Origin of the sequence: Mesorhizobium sp. M0816, from assembly GCF_040320005.1 — a bacterium.
Classification (GTDB): domain Bacteria; phylum Pseudomonadota; class Alphaproteobacteria; order Rhizobiales; family Rhizobiaceae; genus Mesorhizobium.
Genome location: NZ_JAMYOT010000007.1, coordinates 320934 through 338952 on the forward strand (window position 1 = coordinate 320934; position 18019 = coordinate 338952).

Here is an 18019-nt window from a genome sequence, read left to right on the forward strand (position 1 = left end):
TTGTTCTTGCTTTGTGCCGGCAGCTATGCTACTAATTTGCGTATGGTGCTAATTGGCTCCAACGACCCGCCCGCCGAGGCGGGTTTTTCATTCAGGCCTCTTTTCGATCGAACGTTGCTTGTGTTGCCGGCTGTGAAGTCGGCGGGACGGCGCCCGGGACAGTACCCCCCTCTGGCCTGCCGGCCATCTCCCCCTCACGTGGGGAGATTGGCGGTTTCGGCGCTGCGCTCTTCCTGCAACGCTGGAGATTGGCGAAAGCCGGCGCGAAAGCCGATCTCCCCCCAAGTGGGGAGATGTCCGGCAGGACAGAGAGGGGCGCGAAGGAATGCAGCCTAGCGGTCTTCTTGGAACGTTAATCGGGAGGCGGACAAGGCGAGGCGCTGAACGGAATTCGCATTTTTCTGCCGCCGTGCCACATTTTGTTCTTGCTTTGTGCCGGCAGCTATGCTACTAATTTGGGTATGGTGCCAATTGGCTCCAACGACCCGCCCGCCGAGGCGGGTTTTTCATTTCGGGCTCCTGTTCGACCGAATGTTGCGTGTGCTGCCGAGGCATGTCGGCGCGAATGAACGCGACCGACTATCCCGGTCCGCAACCACCTATCGTCCATAGATTTCCCAACGCGCCCGTGCGCCCATTTCAGAGAACACCCCATGTCCAACCGTTACGCCACGATCATCACCGACGATGACGGCCGCGAGGTCGTCAGCGCTATTGGCGAGTTCGCCGGCGCCGCACCCTATGCACGCCATGGCCGCTTCGAGCAGGTGGCCGCCGGCGTGCGGATCGGCATGGTGCGCGGCGGTAGCGTCGATGCGGTCGGCGGCTTCGGCTTCCCGTCGGGAGCACTCGACGGCAACGCGGTGGCAATTCTCAGGGCAAGGCTGAATGCCTTGCCCGACGCCGCTGCGATGAGGCCCGGCACGACGACTGATGCGAAACCGGCAAGCCAGCCGCGGAAGCCGAAGTCGGCACGCGCCGGCAAGAAGGCCAGGCCGCGCAAGCGCATCGTGCGGCCAGGCAACAAGAAGCCGATGTCCCCCGGGACAGCGGAGTAGGGCATGGCCAAGGCTCCTTCCGCCGGCGATCCGCAGCCGCACGATCAAGCACCCGGCAAGCTCGGCCGAACCAGGCGGCCGAAGAAGACGCTGGCCGACGGCTTTCTCGAAGCGATCCGCGCCGATTTTCGCGCCCATGGCGCCGGCGTCATCGCCGAGGTGCGCGTCGAAAAGCCCGATCAGTATCTGAAGCTCGTGCTGTCGGTGCTGCCCAAGGATCTTAATGTCAACATCAACAATCTGGATGCATTGAGCGATGACGAAATCAGGCAGCGCATCCGCGGCCTCGAAGCCGTCCTTAGGCCGTTCCTCGAGAAGCCGGGCTTCGCAAAAGGCCTCGCAGACCCGGGCGGCAAGGACAGAATATCTCAGCCTGCTGGCGGAGCTGGACCGCAGGCGCCGCACTAACCAGCTTGCCGCCTATCGGCCCTATCCCAGGCAGGCCGAGTTCCATGCAGCCGGCGCGACCAATCGCGAGCGCCTGTTCATGGCCGGCAACCAGCTCGGCAAGACCAGGGCCGGCGGCGCCGAATGGGCGATGCACCTCACCGGCCGCTATCCAGATTGGTGGCAAGGCAAGGTTTTCGACTGTCCGGTTCGGATGTGGGCGGCCGGCGTCACCGGCGAAAGCACGCGCGACAACCCGCAGCGCATCCTGATCGGCCCGCCGCAGCAGCAGGCGGCCTGGGGCACCGGCATGATCCCGGCCGACGCCATCGTCAGCACGATGGCGGGGCGGGCGCCGGGCGCGCTCGACAGCGTCGTGGTGCGCTGGGGCGGCGGCGGCGATGCCCAGGCCGACGAATCGGTGCTGTCGTTCAAAAGCTACGAGAAGGGTCGCGAGAAATGGCAGGGCGAGACGCTGCACGGCGTCTGGTTCGACGAGGAGCCGCCGCTCGACATCTATTCCGAAGGGCTGACCCGTACCAACGCCACCGGCGGCATCACCATCGTCACCTTCACGCCGTTGCTCGGCATGAGCGATGTGGTGCTGCTGTTCTTGTCGGCTGAGCAGGTCGAGTTCATTGGTGAAAGGGGAAGCAATCGGCTGAATAAGCCAGCCCGGCGCAATCATTATCCCAGCTGACTGTGGCGCACGGAATAAGTGTGGAGCACTTCTCTTGCAGCAAAATTGTAGTTATTTGGACGGAGGATGAGAGCCGTAACGGAGGGGTGGGCAGTGGGAAATCACTATCGGTCGCTAGTCGTGATCGGTGCAATAATGCTTTCAGGATGCGTAGTGACTGAGAGCCGGTTCAACACAATCAACGCTGGAATACAAAGAAGTCCAGCTTTCAAAAAGGATTTTATGACTCAGTGTGCGGTGGGATTGGGGGCAAAGCCACTAGCTTACCGCAAACAATGGGCTAGAATAATAAACACAAGTGTTGAAGCGTTGCCAGAGGTGTACTGCAAACGCTGGACTGATGCGGCGATGAGCGGACGAATGACGTATGCGGATTACAAAAATGGATTGTCGCGACCTACCTACGAAAGTAAGTTGATCAAGATACTTCAGGGCCATTAGCCGGCCCGCCTGTGTTCGTCGCGCGCCGTCCCGGTTTTGCTCCAGCAAGGTATCTCGCATGAGCCGCCACGTCCCCTTCATGACCAGCGCGGTTGCCAAGCCATGATCCGGAACTAGACTGGCTACATTGGGCGGGAGATCACAACTATGAATAGACGAATGGTGTTGATCGGCGGCCTTTCGTCAATTGTCGTATCACCAGAAGGCAACGTCGGCATGTCAGCAACTTTTCCTCCCGTTCCGAAATGGCGGCCATCGTTTTCGCAGCCCATCGATCGCATCGAGGAGCGCTTTGGCTACTACTTCAACCAGGAGCGTGACTTTGCCATCCTTGAAAACGGCACCTGTGTGCTGACGGAGGCTGGTCTTTCCGATGGCGCTGCATCCTTGGCAGCCATCCAGACGCTTGCCGAGATCTACAACTACCACCCGGACATGAAACCGTCCGATATGGACGATGGCAATTTGTTGGTCAGTTACAATCATCCTGCCTTCAACGTCGTGCTGACCGACATTGCCAAGGCGCATTGGCCAGAGATCGAGGCTCGCCACCAGGACGGACTGACGACCGACGAGGTGTTGTTCACGCCGCTCGGGCAGAACGTATTCGATGATTTTGGCAAAAAGGCGCTGCTAGGCCGGTGCTACATGTTCATGGATGCACAGGCGCCGAAAGTCATGCGCATCAAACGTCGGGCGATCTGATCCCGACTTTTCGACCGGCTCCGTGGCAGGTGTTCCGAGCGATGCAAACGGAGCTGCGAGGCGGGGCGTTGGAGCGCGCACCTGCCACCACGATTCACTGCCGCGAGGGTGAGAACAATGACCCGTCACGTCACCTTCATGACCATCGACGATGCCGAACATTATACGCCGCAGCAGCGCGCCGAGATCATTGCCGCCTATCCGGCGCATGAGCGCGAGGCGCGGGCCAAGGGCATTCCGGTGCTCGGCTCCGGCCGCATCTTTCCGGTGGGCGAGGAGCTGATCGCCTGCGAGCCGTTCCCGCTGCCGCGCTACTGGCCAAGGCTCGGCGCGCTCGATTTCGGCTGGGACCATCCCTCGGCGGCGGTCGAGCTTGCCTGGGATACGGAGGCCGATGTCGTCTATGTCACGAAAGCCTGCCGCGCTTCGCAGCAGACGCCCGCCATGCAGGCGCTGACGCTGAAACCGTGGGGCGAATGGCTGCCATGGGCATGGCCGCGCGACGGCCGCCGCGAGACGCTGGAAGGTGCCGGCACCGCCCTTGCCAGGCAATATTCGGCACGTGGGCTGAACATGCTCGCCAGCCATGCTCAGTTCGCCGACGGTTCCGTATCGGTCGAGGCCGGGCTGATGGACATGCTGGACCGCATGCAATCAGGCCGCTTCAAGGTGTTCTCGACGCTTTTGCCCTGGTTCGAGGAATTCCGGCTCTACCACCGCAGGGACGGCCAGGTGGTGAAGCTGCGCGACGATTTGATGGCGGCGACACGCTACGGCGTGATGATGCTGAGGGAGGCGGCAGTCGACCCGGCGGTGTTCAAGGCCGCGCGGCGAAAGGCCGGGCAGGCCGATCCGCTGGGGGCGTTTCGGTGAGGAAAATCGGGGAGGGAGGCAATGCGCTCCGGCTCCGATTGGAAAACTGTAGTGAACGTCCGTGGACGTGGTGTAGCATCGAATGATCCCGCTCAAGGGACGCATCGGCGTGGCCTCACGGGGGCATTCGCCGATAGGGGAGGATCAGATGCAAAACGGAATTTCTCCAGACCACATACTGCAAATTGGCTTTGGGTTCTGGCCAGCCAAGACATTGTTGAGCGCCGTGGAACTGGGACTCTTCTCGCTGCTTGCGGACGGCCCCAAAACGGGCCTCGAACTGCAAGGCGCGATGGGGCTGCATCCGCGCGCAACGTATGATTTTCTCGACACCCTCGTCGCGCTCGGATTGCTGCAGAGGGACGGCGCCGGCGAAACCGGCAAATACGGCAATACGCCATCGACCGCGCTGTTCCTGGTCAAGCGGAGCCCCCAATACATCGGTGGAATCCTTGAGATGGCGAACGCACGACTGTATCGGTTCTGGGGCGATCTCACACCGGCATTGCAAACCGGAAAGCCTCAAAACGAGATCAAGGAGACAGGCAAGTCGATGTTCGGCGAGCTCTATGCGGACCCGGCGCGCCTGGAGCAGTTCATGGACGCGATGAGCGGCATCTCCATGGGCAATTTCACGGCGTTTGCCGAGAAATTCGACTTTTCCAAATATAAGACGCTGGCCGATATAGGCGGCGCAACCGGGCAGCTTTCGGCCATCGTCGCGGCGCGGCATCCGCACATGCAATGCCGGACGTGCGATCTCGCCGATGTGCAGCCGATCGCCGAACGGCGCTTGAGGGAGCGCAATCTCGGCGGCCGGGTCATCGCCGAGACGATCGACTTCTTCGCGGACGAATTCCCCAAGGCGGACATCATCACGATGGGAATGATCCTTCACGACTGGAATCTCGAGAACAAGAAAATGCTGATCGCCAAGGCCTATCGTGCATTGCCGACCGGCGGCGCGTTGGTCGCCATCGAGAACATCATCGACGATGAACGCAGGCAAAACGGCTTCGGTCTCATGATGTCGCTGAACATGCTGATCGAATTTGGCGAGGCGTTTGACTTCACCGGCGCCCAGTTCACCGAGTGGTGCAAAGAGGCAGGGTTTAGTCGCTGCGAGATTATTCCGTTGGCGGGACCTGCAAGCGCAGCAGTGGCTTACAAATAGAGGCTTGGCACCCAGTTCGCTGGCTCGGTCGAGGCCGGGCTGATTGAAATGCTGGACCGCATGCAAGGTCGACCGCCGCCTTCTAGCGCCGCAGTGGACGGTAAGGTTCGCCGAGCATGACAATCCGCATCATCCCCGCCACGCTGCGCGACCTCTCCTATATCGCCGCCAATCTGCGGCCCGAAGACCGGGCCGAGATCGACTGCCAGTTCGACGAGTGGTCGCCGGCGCTGCTGGCGCTCACGGCGCTGCAGGGGTTTGCCTATGTCGCCGAGCTTGACGGCAATCCGGAGGCCGGCTTCGGCGCTGCCGAGCAGCGCAGCGGGCTGTGGATCGCCTGGAGCTGGGGCACGCGCCGCATGAGGCGCTGCGTGCCTGGCATTACGGAATTCTTTCATGCCGTGCTCGGGCCTGAAGTTGCGGCGCGCGGCGCCTGGCGTGTCGAGGCCCGCGCCTTGGCGGCCAATCAACTGGCGCTGCGCTGGCTTGTCCGGCTGGGCGCGACGCAACGCTGCCGCCTGCCGGGCTATGGCCGGAACGGCGAGGATTTTCTGCTCTACGACTGGACAAGAGCCTCTCACTTTGGAGAAAACCATGTGCCTTTTTCAAAAGCCGCCGGCGCTGAAGCCGTTGCCGCCGACACCGACCATTGCCGATAAGGACGTGCAGGCGCGCGAAGCCGCCTTGCGGGCCCAGCTTGCGGCCAATGATGGCACCGCCGGAACCGTGAAGACCGATTTGTCGCCCAGTGAGCTCACCGGCCAGCGCCGCGTGCTGCTGGGGGTGTGACATTGGCGCCATGAGAAGAGTGTTCCGCAACCGCGTGCTGGCGTGGTGGTACTGGCGCCGGCACGCGCGGTTGGGGAAGAAGAGAGGCGGGATGAGGGCTCTTCCTTCTCCCCTTGTGGGAGAAGGTGGATCGGTGCGGCAGCGCCGAGCCGGATGAGGGGTGCTGGAAGGAATGAGGCGAAAAAACCTTTAGCGATTTGAAGAGCTTACCTCTGCAAAATAGCGATCGGTCCAACACCCCTCATCCGACCGAGCTTCGCTCGGCCACCTTCTCCCACAAGGGGAGAAGGTCAAGGCAGCTTCCGCGTTTTCCGTAACAACCCTGCGCAAATCGTGTTCCTTCGGCACGGTTGACATTCCTCCCTCAGCCGCCATGCTGCATTGCAACATGGCAATCGAGGAGTTCGGCATGACAGAAGCCCGGTCATCGCGCATCGAGTGCCTGGACGGGCTTCGGGCGCTTGCCGCGATCTGGGTGCTCATCGGGCACTGCCTGCTGTTGACCGGCTGGCAGATTCCTATCCTCGGCGAACCGGACCTCGGCGTCGATCTCTTCATCATGCTGTCCGGCTTCCTGATGGTGTTCCACTACCAGCTGCGCCAGGACAAGGAGCCCTGGCAAAGGCCGGAAACCTGGCTGAAATTCTGGACCCGCCGCTATTTCAGGATAGCGCCGCTGTTCTACGTCATGCTGTTCGCTGCCCTGGCGCTCGGCCCCTATCTCTACGGGTCGCGAATGATCATCGACGAGTTCCTGCTGCGGTCGCCGCAGGCGCCCGAGCGTTATCTCGACAGCGGCTTGAAAAACATCGGCGCCCATCTGCTGTTCCTGTTCGGCCTGGTGCCGAATTTCGCCTATCGCACGCCGCTGCCCGACTGGAGCCTCGGGCTGGAGATGCAGTTCTACGCACTGTTTCCGGCCATCATGCTGCTGGTGCGCAGGCTTGACTGGCTATGGGCGGCCATCCTGACCGCGGCGATCGGCAGCGCGATGGTGTTCTTGATGGGGCAGTTGTCGGTGCATTTTCCGATGCCGTCGTTCCTGCCGTTGAAGATGCAGATTTTCCTGTGCGGGATGCTGCTGGCGGGCGTCGTCCATCAAAGGCAGAAGCGGCCCTTCGTGCATCTGGCACTGGCCATGCTGCTGGCGGCGCTGCCCTTCGGCGGCGGCTATGGGCTGGGTAAGCTGTTGATGCGCGAAGTGCTCGTCCTGGGGTTCTTTGCCCTGGTTCTCTACCGCATGCTGCCGGGAATGGCGGGTATCGTGGCCAGAAAGATCGCCATGATGCTCGCCAACAGGTTCTTTCATTTGATGGGTGAGCTTTCCTTCAGCATCTATTTGATCCATCTGCTGGTTCTCCAGCCGGTGGCGGCTCTGGTCATCACCCAGTTCGGCCACGAGCTGTCGGCGCCGCTGCGCTTCGCGATCGTTGTTGTCGTCGTCTTGCCGGTGGTGTGCCTGCTGTCCTGGATCACCTATACGCTGATCGAAGTACCCGGCCAGAAGATGGGACGCTTCGTGGTGCAGCGCTTTGGGCGCAAAGCCGCGCTGGAGACGACGCCGGCGGAATAAGGCGCTTCCAATCTCCCCCCTTGAGGGGGAGATGTCGCCGAAGGCGACAGAGGGGGTCGCCGATCCACGCGAGACGACCCCCCTCTGTCCTGCCGGACGTCTCCCCCACGAGGGGGGAGATCGGCGGTTTCGGCGCGCCCGCCATTTCTTTTTCCCATTGAGTTCATCAAGCGAGGCTGACCATGAGCGATTCCCGTGCTCGCGATATTCTGTCGCGACAGGCTGAACTGGAGAGCGAGCGCAGCCAGTATGAGCATGTCTGGGAGGCGGTGTCCGAATTCTGCGATCCCGACGCGCCCGATATGTGGAGTGGCCGCCGCCAGGCCGGCGTCGATTCGCAGGCTGAGCGGCAGGAGCGGCGCGGTGCGCGCGTCTACGCCAACACCATAAACTCGGCCGCCAACCGGCTGGCCGCGGGGCTGGAAAGCCTGATCATTCCGCAGTCGGAGAAATGGCATGGGTTGTCGACCGCAGCCATCAACGACGAGGAGACCGACGAGGAAAAGGAATGGGCGGAAGCGCTGCGCGACTTCCTGTTCTCGCTGCGCTATTCCGCCAATTCCAATTTCGTGCCGGCAACGCAGGCCTGCCTGCGCAATGTCGTGCGCTATGGCCCGGCCTATCTCTATGCCGAGGAAGGTTTTGGCGGCACGCTGATCCGCTATGCTTCGATCCCGGTGGTCGAGGGCTATCTCTCGCGCAACCGCTGGGGCCAGGTCGATATTTTCCACCGCCGCTACGAGCGCACGGCAAGACAGGCGGCGCAACTGCTCGGCTACGACAGACTGCCGGCGCGGATCAAAATCCTGGTCGACGACCCCGCCAAATGCGAGACAAAAATCTCGCTGATCCAGTGCATCCAGCCGCGCGACGAGCGCAAGATGTACAGTCTGAGCGGCTCCTACCAGTATCTCGACACGGCCTTCGCGTCCTATCATGTGATCGAGGACGAGGAGGCGATCGTGAGGGAAAGCGGGTTTCGCTCGTTCCCGGTGTCGTGCTTCAACTGGCGCCGCTACGAGGGCGATCCCTACGGCATCTCGCCGACCATCGAGGCACTGACGACGGTGCGCGAAGAGAACGCCGTGCGGCGCTCCGGCCTTCGCGCGCTGCAGCAGATCACCGATCCGGCGACCGCCTCCAAGGCCAGGCTCGACTATGTGCCGGTGCTCAATCCCGGCGAGAACTATCCCGGCCTCATCGACGATGCCGGCCGGCCGCTGATCGCGCCGATCGCCACCGGCCAGAACCCGACCTATGCGTTCAATTATGCCGACAGCCGGGCCGAGGAGATCCGCGACATGATGTTCGTCAACCTGTTCCAGACGCTGGTGCAGAACCCGCAGATGACGGCGACCGAAGCCTTGATCCGGCAGGAGGAGAAGGGCGCGCTGCTCGGGCCGTCCGGTTCGATCATCCAGGCCGGCTTTGCCAGCAATCTCGACCGCGAGCTGGGTATTCTGGAAGACAAGGGACTTTACGAGGAAGACAGCCGCTTCCTGCCACCCGCGAGCCTCGCCGGCAAGGCGCTGCGGCCGACCTTCACCGGTCCGCTCGACGTGCTGCGCCGCTCGGCCGAGGCGCGCGACACCATCCAGGTGGTCACCACAGCCATGCAGATGGCGCAGTTCGACCCCGGCGTGATGGACAATATCGACGGCGACGAGGCGCTGAAGATCGTGCAGGGCGCCGGCCGCAGCCCGCAGCGCATTTTTCGCCGCCAGGACGAGGTGGCCGGCATCCGCGATGCCAGAGCCAAGGCTCAAGCTGAACAGGCCGGCATGGCGGCGATGGCTGCCGCCGGCAAGGTCGCCAGGGATGCCGTGCCGGCGGCAGTGCAGGCGCGCGACGGCGGCCTGCTCGACGGGCTCGGCGGACTGATGCCGCAGGCTGCGCAAGATGCTTCGGGCGGGCAGGGCGCATGAGCGGCAAACGCTTCGCCCATTCCAGCCAGGCCGGCGGCCCGGCCAAGGCGCGGGATGCCCTGGCCAAGGCCTATCTCAGGGTGTTCTCGGGCCAGGACGGCGAAATGGTGCTGGCCGATCTGACGGCGGCAACCGGCTATTACCGCCGCCCATCCTACAGCGAGTGGCTGGCCAAGACCAAAACGCCGAACGGCTTCGAGCTGCACAGCGCGCTGAGCAATGCGCGGGCCGAAGTGGTGCAGCACATTATGGGGTTCCTGACGCTGGACGAGGCGCAGCTGGCGGCGCTGGAGAAGGCGGCGAGGGCGGAGGGGAGGTAGGATAAGGTCCGAAAGGCGCGAGGCGCCCCCCTCTGGCCTGCCGGCCATCTCCCCCTCCAGGGGGGAGATCAGCAGCTTCGCCCTAGCCGCCAATCCTGCAACGTTGGTGATTGGCGGAAGCAGACAAGATACCCAATCTCCCCCCTTGAGGGGGAGATGGCCGGCAGGCCAGAGGGGGGTGCTGTCCCGCCGGCCTTGTCGTGATTTGCAGCCCGCGCCGGCTCAATAGTCGCCGTTGTAGTACCGGTCGTCGCAGGGGGCGGTGTAGATGCGGCCGCTGGTGCGATCCTGATAGCGGCAAAGCTGTTCGCTGCGCGGCTGGGGCGTGGTGGCGTTGCCGACGACGGCGCCCAGCAAGGCGCCGGCTCCGGCACCGATGACCGTGCTCTTGGTGTTGCCGCCGATCGCCTGGCCGGCAAGCGCGCCGGCGCCGGCGCCGAGCAGCGCACCGGTGCTGGTTCTCTGCTGTGCTTCGGTCTGCGCGCAGCCTGCCAGCGCGGCGGTTACGAACATGGCGGCAATGGCTCTGGACATGGTCATCGTCTGATACTCCCTTGAAGTCTATGAACTAATTCGCAGGCTGATTTTGCCAAGTACGGTCGCATTTGCGGCGGAACATAGGCACCGTGCCTCACGAAATAAGACATGGTTGTTTTTGTCTGACGGCCTGATCCGCAAAGAAAAGTAACCGAACAAGACCCAAAGAGCTTCATCTCCAGTCGACCTTCGAGAGCGCTACGCTGCCTCGATCTGCATTACCTTTTTCGCCGCAGCGGCCAGAAATCCGGATCGGCTGTAGCCGTGGCGCTCCGCATATCGGTCAATCTGATCGAGGACATCTTCCGGAATGGTGACATTGACACGCACGACCTTCGCAGCTTCAGCTTTCAAGGGAACCAGGATGGCGACACCGCTCAGATTGTCCTTGTCCGACATCACTTCCTCCAGGGACGACGGTTCGGGAATGGCCTCGCCATCCTCGACCAGCCCCTCGACATGAAAGGCCAGTGCTTCCCCGGCCATGGCACGGGCATCATCCAGGTTGACGCCGGCTGTCACCAGGCCCGGAAAATCGGGAAAGGAGACGCCGAAGTCGCTGTCCGCTTGCTTGTGGATCAATCCGATATAGTTCCGCATTTCTCTACCTCAGCTTCACGCCGGATTGTTTTTCAATACTCTTGAGAGTGCCGATCGGGATGTCGCGCTTGGGATGCGGAACTGTCACCCGGCCCGGCTTGGATTTGTGCTTGAACTGGGCGTGACTTCCTTTTCGAGCCACTTCGTACCAGCCATCCGCCAACAGCCTGTGAATGACAGCGGCGCTCTTCATGTTGTGTATAGATACACATAACTGATCCAAATGTCCATGAGCTTTTGCCGCTGTTGCGTGCGGCGGCCCAGCCGACCCCGTTTTCAATCCCGCAAGAATGGAGATACCAAATGACCCGAGGTCTTGCCCGGACGCTTTCGCGTGCCGCCGCCAGAGAAGCCGGCCTTGCCCCACCCAGGGCAGGGCTGATAGCCAGGACGACCGGACAGGGCGGCGCCTACCGCACCGTCTTCTCCTTCAATGCCATGCCGGTGCCGGTCACCGATGCGCAGGGCTTTGCCAGCCAGAAGCTCTTCGACTTTCTCGATGGCAAGGTGCGGATCAAGGGCGGCACGGCAAGATTGCAGTTCGCCGTGCTGACGCCACGCGCCTCGACCATCAACGACAATGTCGCGCTGACCTGGTCGCTCGGCTCGGCGGCAGCATCGAGCGCGGCGCTCGCCGGCACCATGGTCAATGTGCTGGGCGCGACCGGCCGTACGCTGGATGGCGCGGGTGCCGCGCCGTCGAGCGCATCGATTGCCGATGTTGCCGCAGCCTTGACGCTCGACGGCACCGTGACGCCGGTCGACCTCTATCTCAACCTGGCGTTTGCCACCGGCACCGATATCGACGCCGACGGCACGCTGGCGGTGTCGGGCACCATCACGCTGCTCTGGGAGAACTGGGGCGATAATGGGTAGGCGCTAATCTCCCCCCTTGAGGGGGAGATGTTGCCGAAGGCGACAGAGGGGGTCGGTTCGACCGGGCGCGACGCCCGGCGACAGATGAGGTCAGCGCTCCACGCGCGGCTACCCCCTCTGGCCTGCCGGCCATCTCCCCCTCGAGGGGGGAGATACCAAGCTTCGCCGCCAGTGCTCTCATCACCGGCCTTTAATTCTGTAACAAAAGGAATCTTCTCATGACAGATCTGGCAGACGCCGGGTCCGTGGTGGCGGCGCCACCGGCGGGCAACCTTGCACGGCCACCGGCCAACGGGGACAGCGGGTCCGCCCCGCCTGCGGCCACAAGCTGGTTTGACGGTCTCTCCGAAGGCAACCGCAAGCTTGCTGAAACCAAGGGCTGGACCAAGCCTGACAGCCTCGATCGGGTTTTCAACTCCTATGCGGAGCTGGAGCGGCAGCAGGGCGAGAGCCTGCGCGTTCCGGCAGCCGATGCAGCCGCGGAAGACTGGGACAGGTTCCACGCCCGGCTGCCCGAGGCGATGCGTCCGCTGACCTCGCCCGACAAGGTCGAGTACAGGCGCCCCGACGGGCTTCCCGAAAACTTCGCGTATTCGGACGAGCTCGCCAATGCGTCCAAGGCCTGGGCAGTCGAGGCAGGTGCTACCCCGAAGGTCGCACAGGCCTATCACGACCGCTTCGTCGGCTACATGGCCGAGCAGGCCAAGGCACAGCAAATCGCTGTTGCCCGCTCGGTCGAGACGACCCACGACGACCTCGTCAGGGATTGGGGACCGACCGGCAGCGATGGCTTTCGCCAGAAGCTCGAGGTCGCCAACCGGGCGATGAAAAAGCTCGGACTGGTCAATGCCTACAAGGCGAAGGGCATCCTTCTGCCGGACGGTGCCTTGACCGACCCGCAGATCGCCAAGGCGGTCCACGCCATCGGCGAGGCGATGTTCCGCGAAGACACGATCGACGGCAATGCTGCCTTGAGCGGAGGCAATCCCTTCAAGCGCAATGCCGCCGGCGAGCGCAACCTGACTGGCATCTCAGCCCTGGTCAAAAGCGACCCCGCCCGCGCCCGGCGGCTGGCACGCGAGACCGGCGAAAATCCCGACCTGTGGATGCCCAACAATCCTCTTTAACCCAAACCTGAAGGAAGACAAAAATGGCAGACGCCTATACCCGTATCGCGGACGCGATCGTTCCGTCCGTCTATGCGCAATACTCGTTCGAGGAGCACGTCCAGTCGCTGGAGATTTACCAGGCCGGGATCCTGTTTTCCGAACCGTCGATCGCCTCGAAGCTCAGCCTGGGCGGACGTTCCGTCGACATGCCCGGCTGGAAGGACCTCGGCAACGATCCGTCCGAGCCGGTCAATGACGACCCGGCCGACTCGATCGAAATGAAGAAGATCGGCGCGCGCCGCGAAGTCGCGGCCCGCAATGTGCGTGCGCATGCCTGGGGCATCCCGGATCTGACCTCGATCCTTGCCGGCGACGATCCGCAGAAGCTTATCGTGCGTCGCCAGACCGACTACTGGCAGCGCGCCAACAAGCTGACGCTGCTGGGCATACTGAAAGGCGTGCTGGCCGACAACATCGCCAATGACGGCAGTGACCTGGTGCGCGTCACCGGCGCCTCCATCGTCGACACCGACATCATCGAGGCCGCTTATCTGATGGGCGACCGCGCCGACAAGTTCAAGACGATCTGGATGCACTCGAAACAGATGAAGGCACTGAAACTCGCCGACCTCATCGACTATGTGCCGTCGTCCGAGCAGGGCGGGCCGCTGATCCCCTATTACATGGGGCTCAGGGCCGTCGTCGACGACGACATTCCGGTTGCCGGCGGCGTCTACACGGCGTTCATGTTCAAGGACAAGGCGATCCTGTGGAACGAGCTGCCGGTCAACACCGAAGGCGGCCCGCTCGAGTTCGACCGCAAGCCGCGGCAGGGCCATGGCGGCGGCGTCACCGAAATGGTCGGCCGCCGGCATTTCGTGCCGCATGTGCCGGGCACCCGCTTCCTCGATGCGTCCTCGGCCGGCGAATTTGCCACCGATGCGGAACTGGCGCTGGCGGCAAACTGGGACCGCACGGCGTCGAGCGTCAAGCACATGACGTTCATCGCGTTGAAGACGACGGAGGCCTGATCGGGCTGGAAGGGGGCAGGAGTGAAGAACTCCCGCCCCTTCGGGACGCCAGGTCGGCCGATGTGGCGAACCCCAAGTTCACCCACTGCGCTGCACCAGAGTGCGACTTTTGGCGTTCACCACATTATTCGTGTTGCCCTTCGGTCAATCGACGGCACCAAACAGTTACAAGAAAGGGCGATGCTGCCTTGTCTTGGTAAGGGAGGTCACCATGAACATGAAGTACAAAACAGTTCAGGAAGTGCTCCGAAAAGCGGGCATTGTCATGAGTAAGAAGGGGGAAGTTCATCGCATAAACTTCTTCAGTGGCCTGGAAGACACCGCCTACTACACGCCAAGTCTTCAGGATGCCCTGGACAGGGGCTTGGCTTTGGCGGGAGGTGCCGGAAGGGTGAAAGCAAGTGTCTTTGCCAAGTCAGCTGAAACAGGGATCTCGACCAGCGCACGCATCGGCTGACACAATTCATGCAAGACATCGCCGCGATGCGCGGCGGTGTCGTGAACCGCAATAGCCGAAGCATTGCTTCCTTGCTTCGAACGGAAAAGAGACGGATCACGCAGCGCCTGCAACCCGTGTCCTGACGGGCGGTTGGCGTTGTGACGCTCGATGCACGAGACGTGCAACGTTCTGCCCAAGCCACAAATCACAAAAAATCCCCAGCCGCTTCGAAGCGGCTTTTTGCCGTGGAGGCACCATGCCCCGTTTTCTCCGACCAACCATACAGACAGAGGCCTGAGCCATGGCCATCACCCCGCTCGACATCGCCAACATGGCGCTCGCCGTGCTCGACGAGGCGCCGATCGAAAGCCTCGACCAGGACGCCAAGGCGGCACGCCTGCTCAATCTGCATTTCGACCTGACCCGCGAGGCCGAATTGACCAAGCACGCCTTTGTCTTCGCCATCCTGGCGGCCTCGGTCGCCGGCTTCGACACCGGCAGCGGCGCTGGCACGCTGAACTTCGCCTATGAGCTTCCCGCCGATTGCCTGCGGCCCTTGCCGCTGACAGGGAATGGCGAGCCGGATGGCGTTCCGCTCTCATGGCGGCAGGAGGCCGGGCTGATCTATTCGGATCAGGCCGGACCGCGCGTCATCCGCTATGTCGCCAATCTGACCGATCCCAACGACTGGGACGCGCTGTTCAGCGAAGTGCTGATGGCGGCGCTCGCCATCAAGATCGCCCATCCGTTGACCCACAAGGCCAGCATGATCGACGTCGCCCGTAGCGCCTATGACAGGGCGCTGGACGCCGCCTATTCAGCCAATGCCATCCAGCGCGGCGGCAGATTTTCGACGACGTCCTGGGCTTTCCAGCGCGGCGACAGCCGGGGCGTCGGCCGATGACCACGCTCTATCCGGTCCAGGATGCTTTCATCCGCGGCGAGATTTCTCCCCGCTTGCATGCTCGCGCCTCGCTCGACCTTTACCGGGCGGCGCTGTCGAAATGCACGAACTTCGTCACGCTGCCGCATGGCGGCATCAGGAAACGCGGTGGCACGTATTTTTGCGCGCAGGTGAAGGCTCCGTCAAAGGCGACACGGCTGATCCCGTTCATCTTCTCGGCCGATCAGGCCTATGCGCTCGAATTCGGCGATCTCTACATCCGCGTCTATGCCTATGGCGCGCGCGTCGGCACGGTCGAAGTCGTTTCGCCTTATCCCGAGGCCGATCTGTTCGACCTGCAATTCGTCCAGTCGGCAGACCAGATGTGGATCACCCACAAGGATCATCCGGTCAAAGTGCTGACGCGCACTGCGCACACGACCTGGACGCTGGCCGATTTCGTCTTTCTCGACGGCCCTTACGACAAGATCAACACCACGGCCACGACGCTAACGCCGGCCGCAACCGGCAACGCCATGCCGGTCATGGTCGCGAATACGCTGCCAAGCGGCACGGTCAGCAACAGCAACGGCTCATCCGACGTGTGGCAGGTGTTCGATGGCGACAAGCAGAAGGGGGAGAACATAGCGGGCTTTCCGAGCGGGTATCTGCGCTACCAGTTCGGCGGCGGGGCCAAGACGGTCGACGCCTACTGGATTACCGCCACGAATGATCACTCAGACACTGCATCGCCGACCCAGTGGCAATTCCAGGCCTCGCACAACGGCACCGACTGGACGACGCTCGACAGCCGGGACGGAGAGACCGGCTGGTCCAAGTCGGAAACCCGCTTCTTCGACGGCTTCAACAACACGGTTGCCTACGAATATTATCAGCTGCTGTTTTCAGGTGGCGGCAGCGACGGAACCGCTATCGCCGAACTGGCCCTGCACGAATACGCGCCGTCGCAAACGCCGTTCGATCTTTCAGCCTCCTCGATCGTCGGCATCAACGACGGCATCGGCTTCCAGACCAGCGATATCGGCCGCGCCATTCGTCTGCTTGGCGCGGATGGCTTCTGGCGCTGGGCCAAGATCGTTGCCCGGACCAGCACCACGGTGGTCACGGTCCAGTTGTACGGGCATGCTCTGCCCGATCTCAGCCCGATCATCCGCTGGCGTCTCGGCACGTTCGTGCCCGGCAAGTACGTCCAGAGCGGTTCGCTTTACGAGGAGCGCCTGGCGTTCAGCCGAAAATTCTCGGTCTATGCCTCGCAAACCGGCGATTTCGACAACTTCGCCACCGGTGAGAAAGACACCGACGCGCTGGAATTCGTGCAGGCAGGTGGCGGCCAGGCCAATGACATTACGTGGGTGGCGGAATCGGACGGCGCGCTGATCATCGGAACGCTTGGCGGGGTGAGGGCGCTGTCGGGTTCCGGCATCGACGAGGCGCTGACGCCGTCCTCGTTCAAGAACCGCCGGTCGCGGACTTTCGGTTGTGCCCCGCTGCGTCCCGTCGATGCGGGGCAGTCATTCCTCTATGTCACCCGCTCCCGCAAATCGATCGCCGAGCTGACGCAAAACGCCACCGGCCGCTTCACCTCCGACGATGTCGGTCAAATATCGGAGCACATTCCCAAGAAAGGCGTCGTCGAACTCGCCTTCCAGACCGACCCCGATCCGCTGCTCTGGTTCCCGCTCGGGGATGGCGAACTCGGCGGCTACACGCACCAGCCGTCGCAGGACGTTCGCGGCATGCACATCCACCAGATCGCCGGAAGCTTCGCAGGATCGAACTGGGCCGTTGTCGAAAGCGCCGTGGTGACGCCCGGCCAGGACGGCAACGACGATCTCTGGCTGATAGTCAAGCGCACGATCGGCGGTGTGACCAGGCGCTATATCGAAATAAAGACCGCGCCGTTCGAGTATGGCGGGATCGGCGATGCATTCGAAGTCGACTGCGGCCTGAGCTATGGTGGCGTCGCTGTGGGCACGGTCTCAGGGCTTGATCATCTCAACGGCGAAACAGCCGACGTCCTGGCCGATGGCAAGGTCTACCAGGGCCTTGCTGTGGCCGCTGGCGCGGTCTCGCTGCCCGGTGGGGCTATGGCAGCCAAATGGCAGGTCGGGCTCGGCTACCAGTCCGAAGCCAACACGCTGGAGCTCGATGTCGGCGGCCGCGACGGATCGATTGTCGGGCGGCGCAAGAAGGTGGCCAAGCTCATTCTTTCGCTGCTGGAAACCGACACAACCGGGCTTCAGGTCCAGTCGTTCATCCGCGGCCGCTGGGAGCAGGTTCGCATCCCGTCCGTGGTTGCACCCGACGGCATGGCGAAATTGTTCACCGGCAATGTCGAGGTGCCGATCGACGATAGCTGGGAAGGGCAGGGGCGGGTGAAGATCCGCCACGTCAATCCAACGCCCTGCACGATCAGGGTGATGACACCGGTGTTCGACGCCGAGCCTTAGAAACTGCTGATCTCCCCCCCCTCGAGCTAGGGCATATACACATCTCGCAGAGCCCATCCATCGGCACAGGCACGGAAGTAGGCCAGGCCGTTGTAGAAGGTGATTGGTCCCGGTGGTCTGGAGGAAGC

At 62.7% G+C, this 18019-nt stretch carries 19 protein-coding genes and 1 pseudogene; 17 read left to right on the forward strand and 3 right to left on the reverse strand.

Annotation, left to right across the window (positions count from 1 at the left end):
* The first annotated feature begins 653 nt into the window (after positions 1-653).
* The 11 genes and pseudogenes from NKI17_RS13795 (at position 654) to NKI17_RS13845 (ending at position 9945) form a co-directional block, all read left to right on the forward strand.
* Positions 654-1058: a hypothetical protein gene (locus NKI17_RS13795; protein WP_352645409.1), complete on the forward strand. Its 405-nt coding sequence runs from the start codon at positions 654-656 to the stop codon at positions 1056-1058.
* Between the two features lie 3 nt (positions 1059-1061).
* The gene (locus NKI17_RS13800) at positions 1062-1466 is read left to right on the forward strand and encodes a hypothetical protein (RefSeq protein ID WP_352645407.1); all 405 of its coding nucleotides are present in this window, start codon (positions 1062-1064) and stop codon (positions 1464-1466) included.
* A pseudogene (locus tag NKI17_RS13805) lies at positions 1444-2061 on the forward strand (terminase large subunit domain-containing protein); the annotation flags it as partial. The gene NKI17_RS13800 and the pseudogene NKI17_RS13805, both read left to right, overlap by 23 nt.
* Positions 2062-2745: 684 nt before the next feature.
* Positions 2746-3291 carry a hypothetical protein gene (locus NKI17_RS13810; protein ID WP_352571339.1) on the forward strand — a complete coding sequence of 182 codons (546 nt, stop codon included), beginning with the start codon at positions 2746-2748 and terminating at the stop codon, positions 3289-3291.
* Between the two features lie 117 nt (positions 3292-3408).
* Positions 3409-4164: a phage terminase large subunit family protein gene (locus NKI17_RS13815; protein WP_352906152.1), complete on the forward strand. Its 756-nt coding sequence runs from the start codon at positions 3409-3411 to the stop codon at positions 4162-4164.
* Between the two features lie 82 nt (positions 4165-4246).
* Positions 4247-5338: a methyltransferase gene (locus NKI17_RS13820; protein WP_352724583.1), complete on the forward strand. Its 1092-nt coding sequence runs from the start codon at positions 4247-4249 to the stop codon at positions 5336-5338.
* A gap of 116 nt (positions 5339-5454) precedes the next feature.
* A complete protein-coding gene (locus NKI17_RS13825; RefSeq protein WP_352906153.1) occupies positions 5455-5997 on the forward strand; it encodes a hypothetical protein in 543 nt (180 codons plus the stop codon).
* Positions 5998-6001: 4 nt separating this feature from the next.
* On the forward strand, positions 6002-6127 hold the full coding sequence (locus NKI17_RS13830; protein ID WP_352906155.1) for a hypothetical protein: 126 nt from the start codon (positions 6002-6004) through the stop codon (positions 6125-6127).
* 409 nt (positions 6128-6536) lie between these two features.
* The gene (locus NKI17_RS13835; protein WP_352906157.1) at positions 6537-7700 is read left to right on the forward strand and encodes an acyltransferase family protein; all 1164 of its coding nucleotides are present in this window, start codon (positions 6537-6539) and stop codon (positions 7698-7700) included.
* Between the two features lie 182 nt (positions 7701-7882).
* On the forward strand, positions 7883-9625 hold the full coding sequence (locus NKI17_RS13840) for a portal protein (RefSeq protein ID WP_352906159.1): 1743 nt from the start codon (positions 7883-7885) through the stop codon (positions 9623-9625).
* On the forward strand, positions 9622-9945 hold the full coding sequence (locus NKI17_RS13845) for a Bbp19 family protein (RefSeq protein ID WP_352906161.1): 324 nt from the start codon (positions 9622-9624) through the stop codon (positions 9943-9945). Before NKI17_RS13840 ends, NKI17_RS13845 begins: the two co-directional genes overlap by 4 nt.
* A 222-nt stretch (positions 9946-10167) precedes the next feature.
* On the opposite strand, the gene NKI17_RS13850 is transcribed toward NKI17_RS13845, so the two are convergent.
* The 3 genes from NKI17_RS13850 to NKI17_RS13860 form a co-directional block, all read right to left on the reverse strand.
* Positions 10168-10485: a YMGG-like glycine zipper-containing protein gene (locus NKI17_RS13850; protein WP_292654509.1), complete on the reverse strand. Its 318-nt coding sequence runs from the start codon at positions 10483-10485 to the stop codon at positions 10168-10170.
* 195 nt (positions 10486-10680) lie between these two features.
* A complete protein-coding gene (locus tag NKI17_RS13855) occupies positions 10681-11082 on the reverse strand; it encodes a type II toxin-antitoxin system HicB family antitoxin (protein ID WP_352541138.1) in 402 nt (133 codons plus the stop codon).
* A 4-nt stretch (positions 11083-11086) separates the two neighbouring features.
* On the reverse strand, positions 11087-11275 hold the full coding sequence (locus NKI17_RS13860; protein WP_352906162.1) for a type II toxin-antitoxin system HicA family toxin: 189 nt from the start codon (positions 11273-11275) through the stop codon (positions 11087-11089).
* Positions 11276-11385: 110 nt separating this feature from the next.
* On the opposite strand from NKI17_RS13860, the gene NKI17_RS13865 reads away from it, so the two are divergent.
* The 6 genes from NKI17_RS13865 to NKI17_RS13890 all read left to right on the forward strand — a co-directional run bounded on the left by NKI17_RS13865 (position 11386) and on the right by NKI17_RS13890 (position 17891).
* Positions 11386-11958 (forward strand): hypothetical protein, encoded by a 573-nt coding sequence (locus tag NKI17_RS13865; RefSeq protein WP_352906164.1) that lies wholly within the window; start codon positions 11386-11388, stop codon positions 11956-11958.
* A gap of 218 nt (positions 11959-12176) precedes the next feature.
* Positions 12177-13085 (forward strand): hypothetical protein, encoded by a 909-nt coding sequence (locus tag NKI17_RS13870; RefSeq protein WP_352906165.1) that lies wholly within the window; start codon positions 12177-12179, stop codon positions 13083-13085.
* Positions 13086-13108: 23 nt separating this feature from the next.
* Complete coding sequence (locus NKI17_RS13875) at positions 13109-14098, forward strand: Coat protein (protein ID WP_352906166.1); 990 nt, start codon at positions 13109-13111, stop codon at positions 14096-14098.
* A gap of 211 nt (positions 14099-14309) precedes the next feature.
* Positions 14310-14555, forward strand: coding sequence for a hypothetical protein (locus tag NKI17_RS13880; protein ID WP_352906167.1), 246 nt, complete (start codon positions 14310-14312; stop codon positions 14553-14555).
* 283 nt (positions 14556-14838) lie between these two features.
* Entirely contained in the window at positions 14839-15441 is a 603-nt protein-coding gene (locus NKI17_RS13885; protein ID WP_352906169.1) for a phage connector family protein, read from the forward strand.
* Positions 15438-17891, forward strand: a complete 2454-nt coding sequence (locus NKI17_RS13890) for a phage tail protein (RefSeq protein ID WP_352906171.1) — start codon at positions 15438-15440, stop codon at positions 17889-17891. The genes NKI17_RS13885 and NKI17_RS13890 overlap by 4 nt, the downstream gene beginning before the upstream one ends.
* Positions 17892-18019: the final 128 nt, after the last annotated feature.

Coding starts and splice junctions, on each gene's coding strand:
- NKI17_RS13795 (WP_352645409.1), top strand. CDS start 654: ATGTCCAACCGTTACGCCACGATCATCACCGACGATGACGGCCGCGAG.
- NKI17_RS13800 (WP_352645407.1), top strand. CDS start 1,062: ATGGCCAAGGCTCCTTCCGCCGGCGATCCGCAGCCGCACGATCAAGCA.
- NKI17_RS13810 (WP_352571339.1), top strand. CDS start 2,746: ATGGTGTTGATCGGCGGCCTTTCGTCAATTGTCGTATCACCAGAAGGC.
- NKI17_RS13815 (WP_352906152.1), top strand. CDS start 3,409: ATGACCCGTCACGTCACCTTCATGACCATCGACGATGCCGAACATTAT.
- NKI17_RS13820 (WP_352724583.1), top strand. CDS start 4,247: ATGATCCCGCTCAAGGGACGCATCGGCGTGGCCTCACGGGGGCATTCG.
- NKI17_RS13825 (WP_352906153.1), top strand. CDS start 5,455: ATGACAATCCGCATCATCCCCGCCACGCTGCGCGACCTCTCCTATATC.
- NKI17_RS13835 (WP_352906157.1), top strand. CDS start 6,537: ATGACAGAAGCCCGGTCATCGCGCATCGAGTGCCTGGACGGGCTTCGG.
- NKI17_RS13840 (WP_352906159.1), top strand. CDS start 7,883: ATGAGCGATTCCCGTGCTCGCGATATTCTGTCGCGACAGGCTGAACTG.
- NKI17_RS13845 (WP_352906161.1), top strand. CDS start 9,622: ATGAGCGGCAAACGCTTCGCCCATTCCAGCCAGGCCGGCGGCCCGGCC.
- NKI17_RS13850 (WP_292654509.1), bottom strand. CDS start 10,485: ATGACCATGTCCAGAGCCATTGCCGCCATGTTCGTAACCGCCGCGCTG.
- NKI17_RS13855 (WP_352541138.1), bottom strand. CDS start 11,082: ATGCGGAACTATATCGGATTGATCCACAAGCAAGCGGACAGCGACTTC.
- NKI17_RS13860 (WP_352906162.1), bottom strand. CDS start 11,275: ATGAAGAGCGCCGCTGTCATTCACAGGCTGTTGGCGGATGGCTGGTAC.
- NKI17_RS13865 (WP_352906164.1), top strand. CDS start 11,386: ATGACCCGAGGTCTTGCCCGGACGCTTTCGCGTGCCGCCGCCAGAGAA.
- NKI17_RS13870 (WP_352906165.1), top strand. CDS start 12,177: ATGACAGATCTGGCAGACGCCGGGTCCGTGGTGGCGGCGCCACCGGCG.
- NKI17_RS13875 (WP_352906166.1), top strand. CDS start 13,109: ATGGCAGACGCCTATACCCGTATCGCGGACGCGATCGTTCCGTCCGTC.
- NKI17_RS13880 (WP_352906167.1), top strand. CDS start 14,310: ATGAACATGAAGTACAAAACAGTTCAGGAAGTGCTCCGAAAAGCGGGC.
- NKI17_RS13885 (WP_352906169.1), top strand. CDS start 14,839: ATGGCCATCACCCCGCTCGACATCGCCAACATGGCGCTCGCCGTGCTC.
- NKI17_RS13890 (WP_352906171.1), top strand. CDS start 15,438: ATGACCACGCTCTATCCGGTCCAGGATGCTTTCATCCGCGGCGAGATT.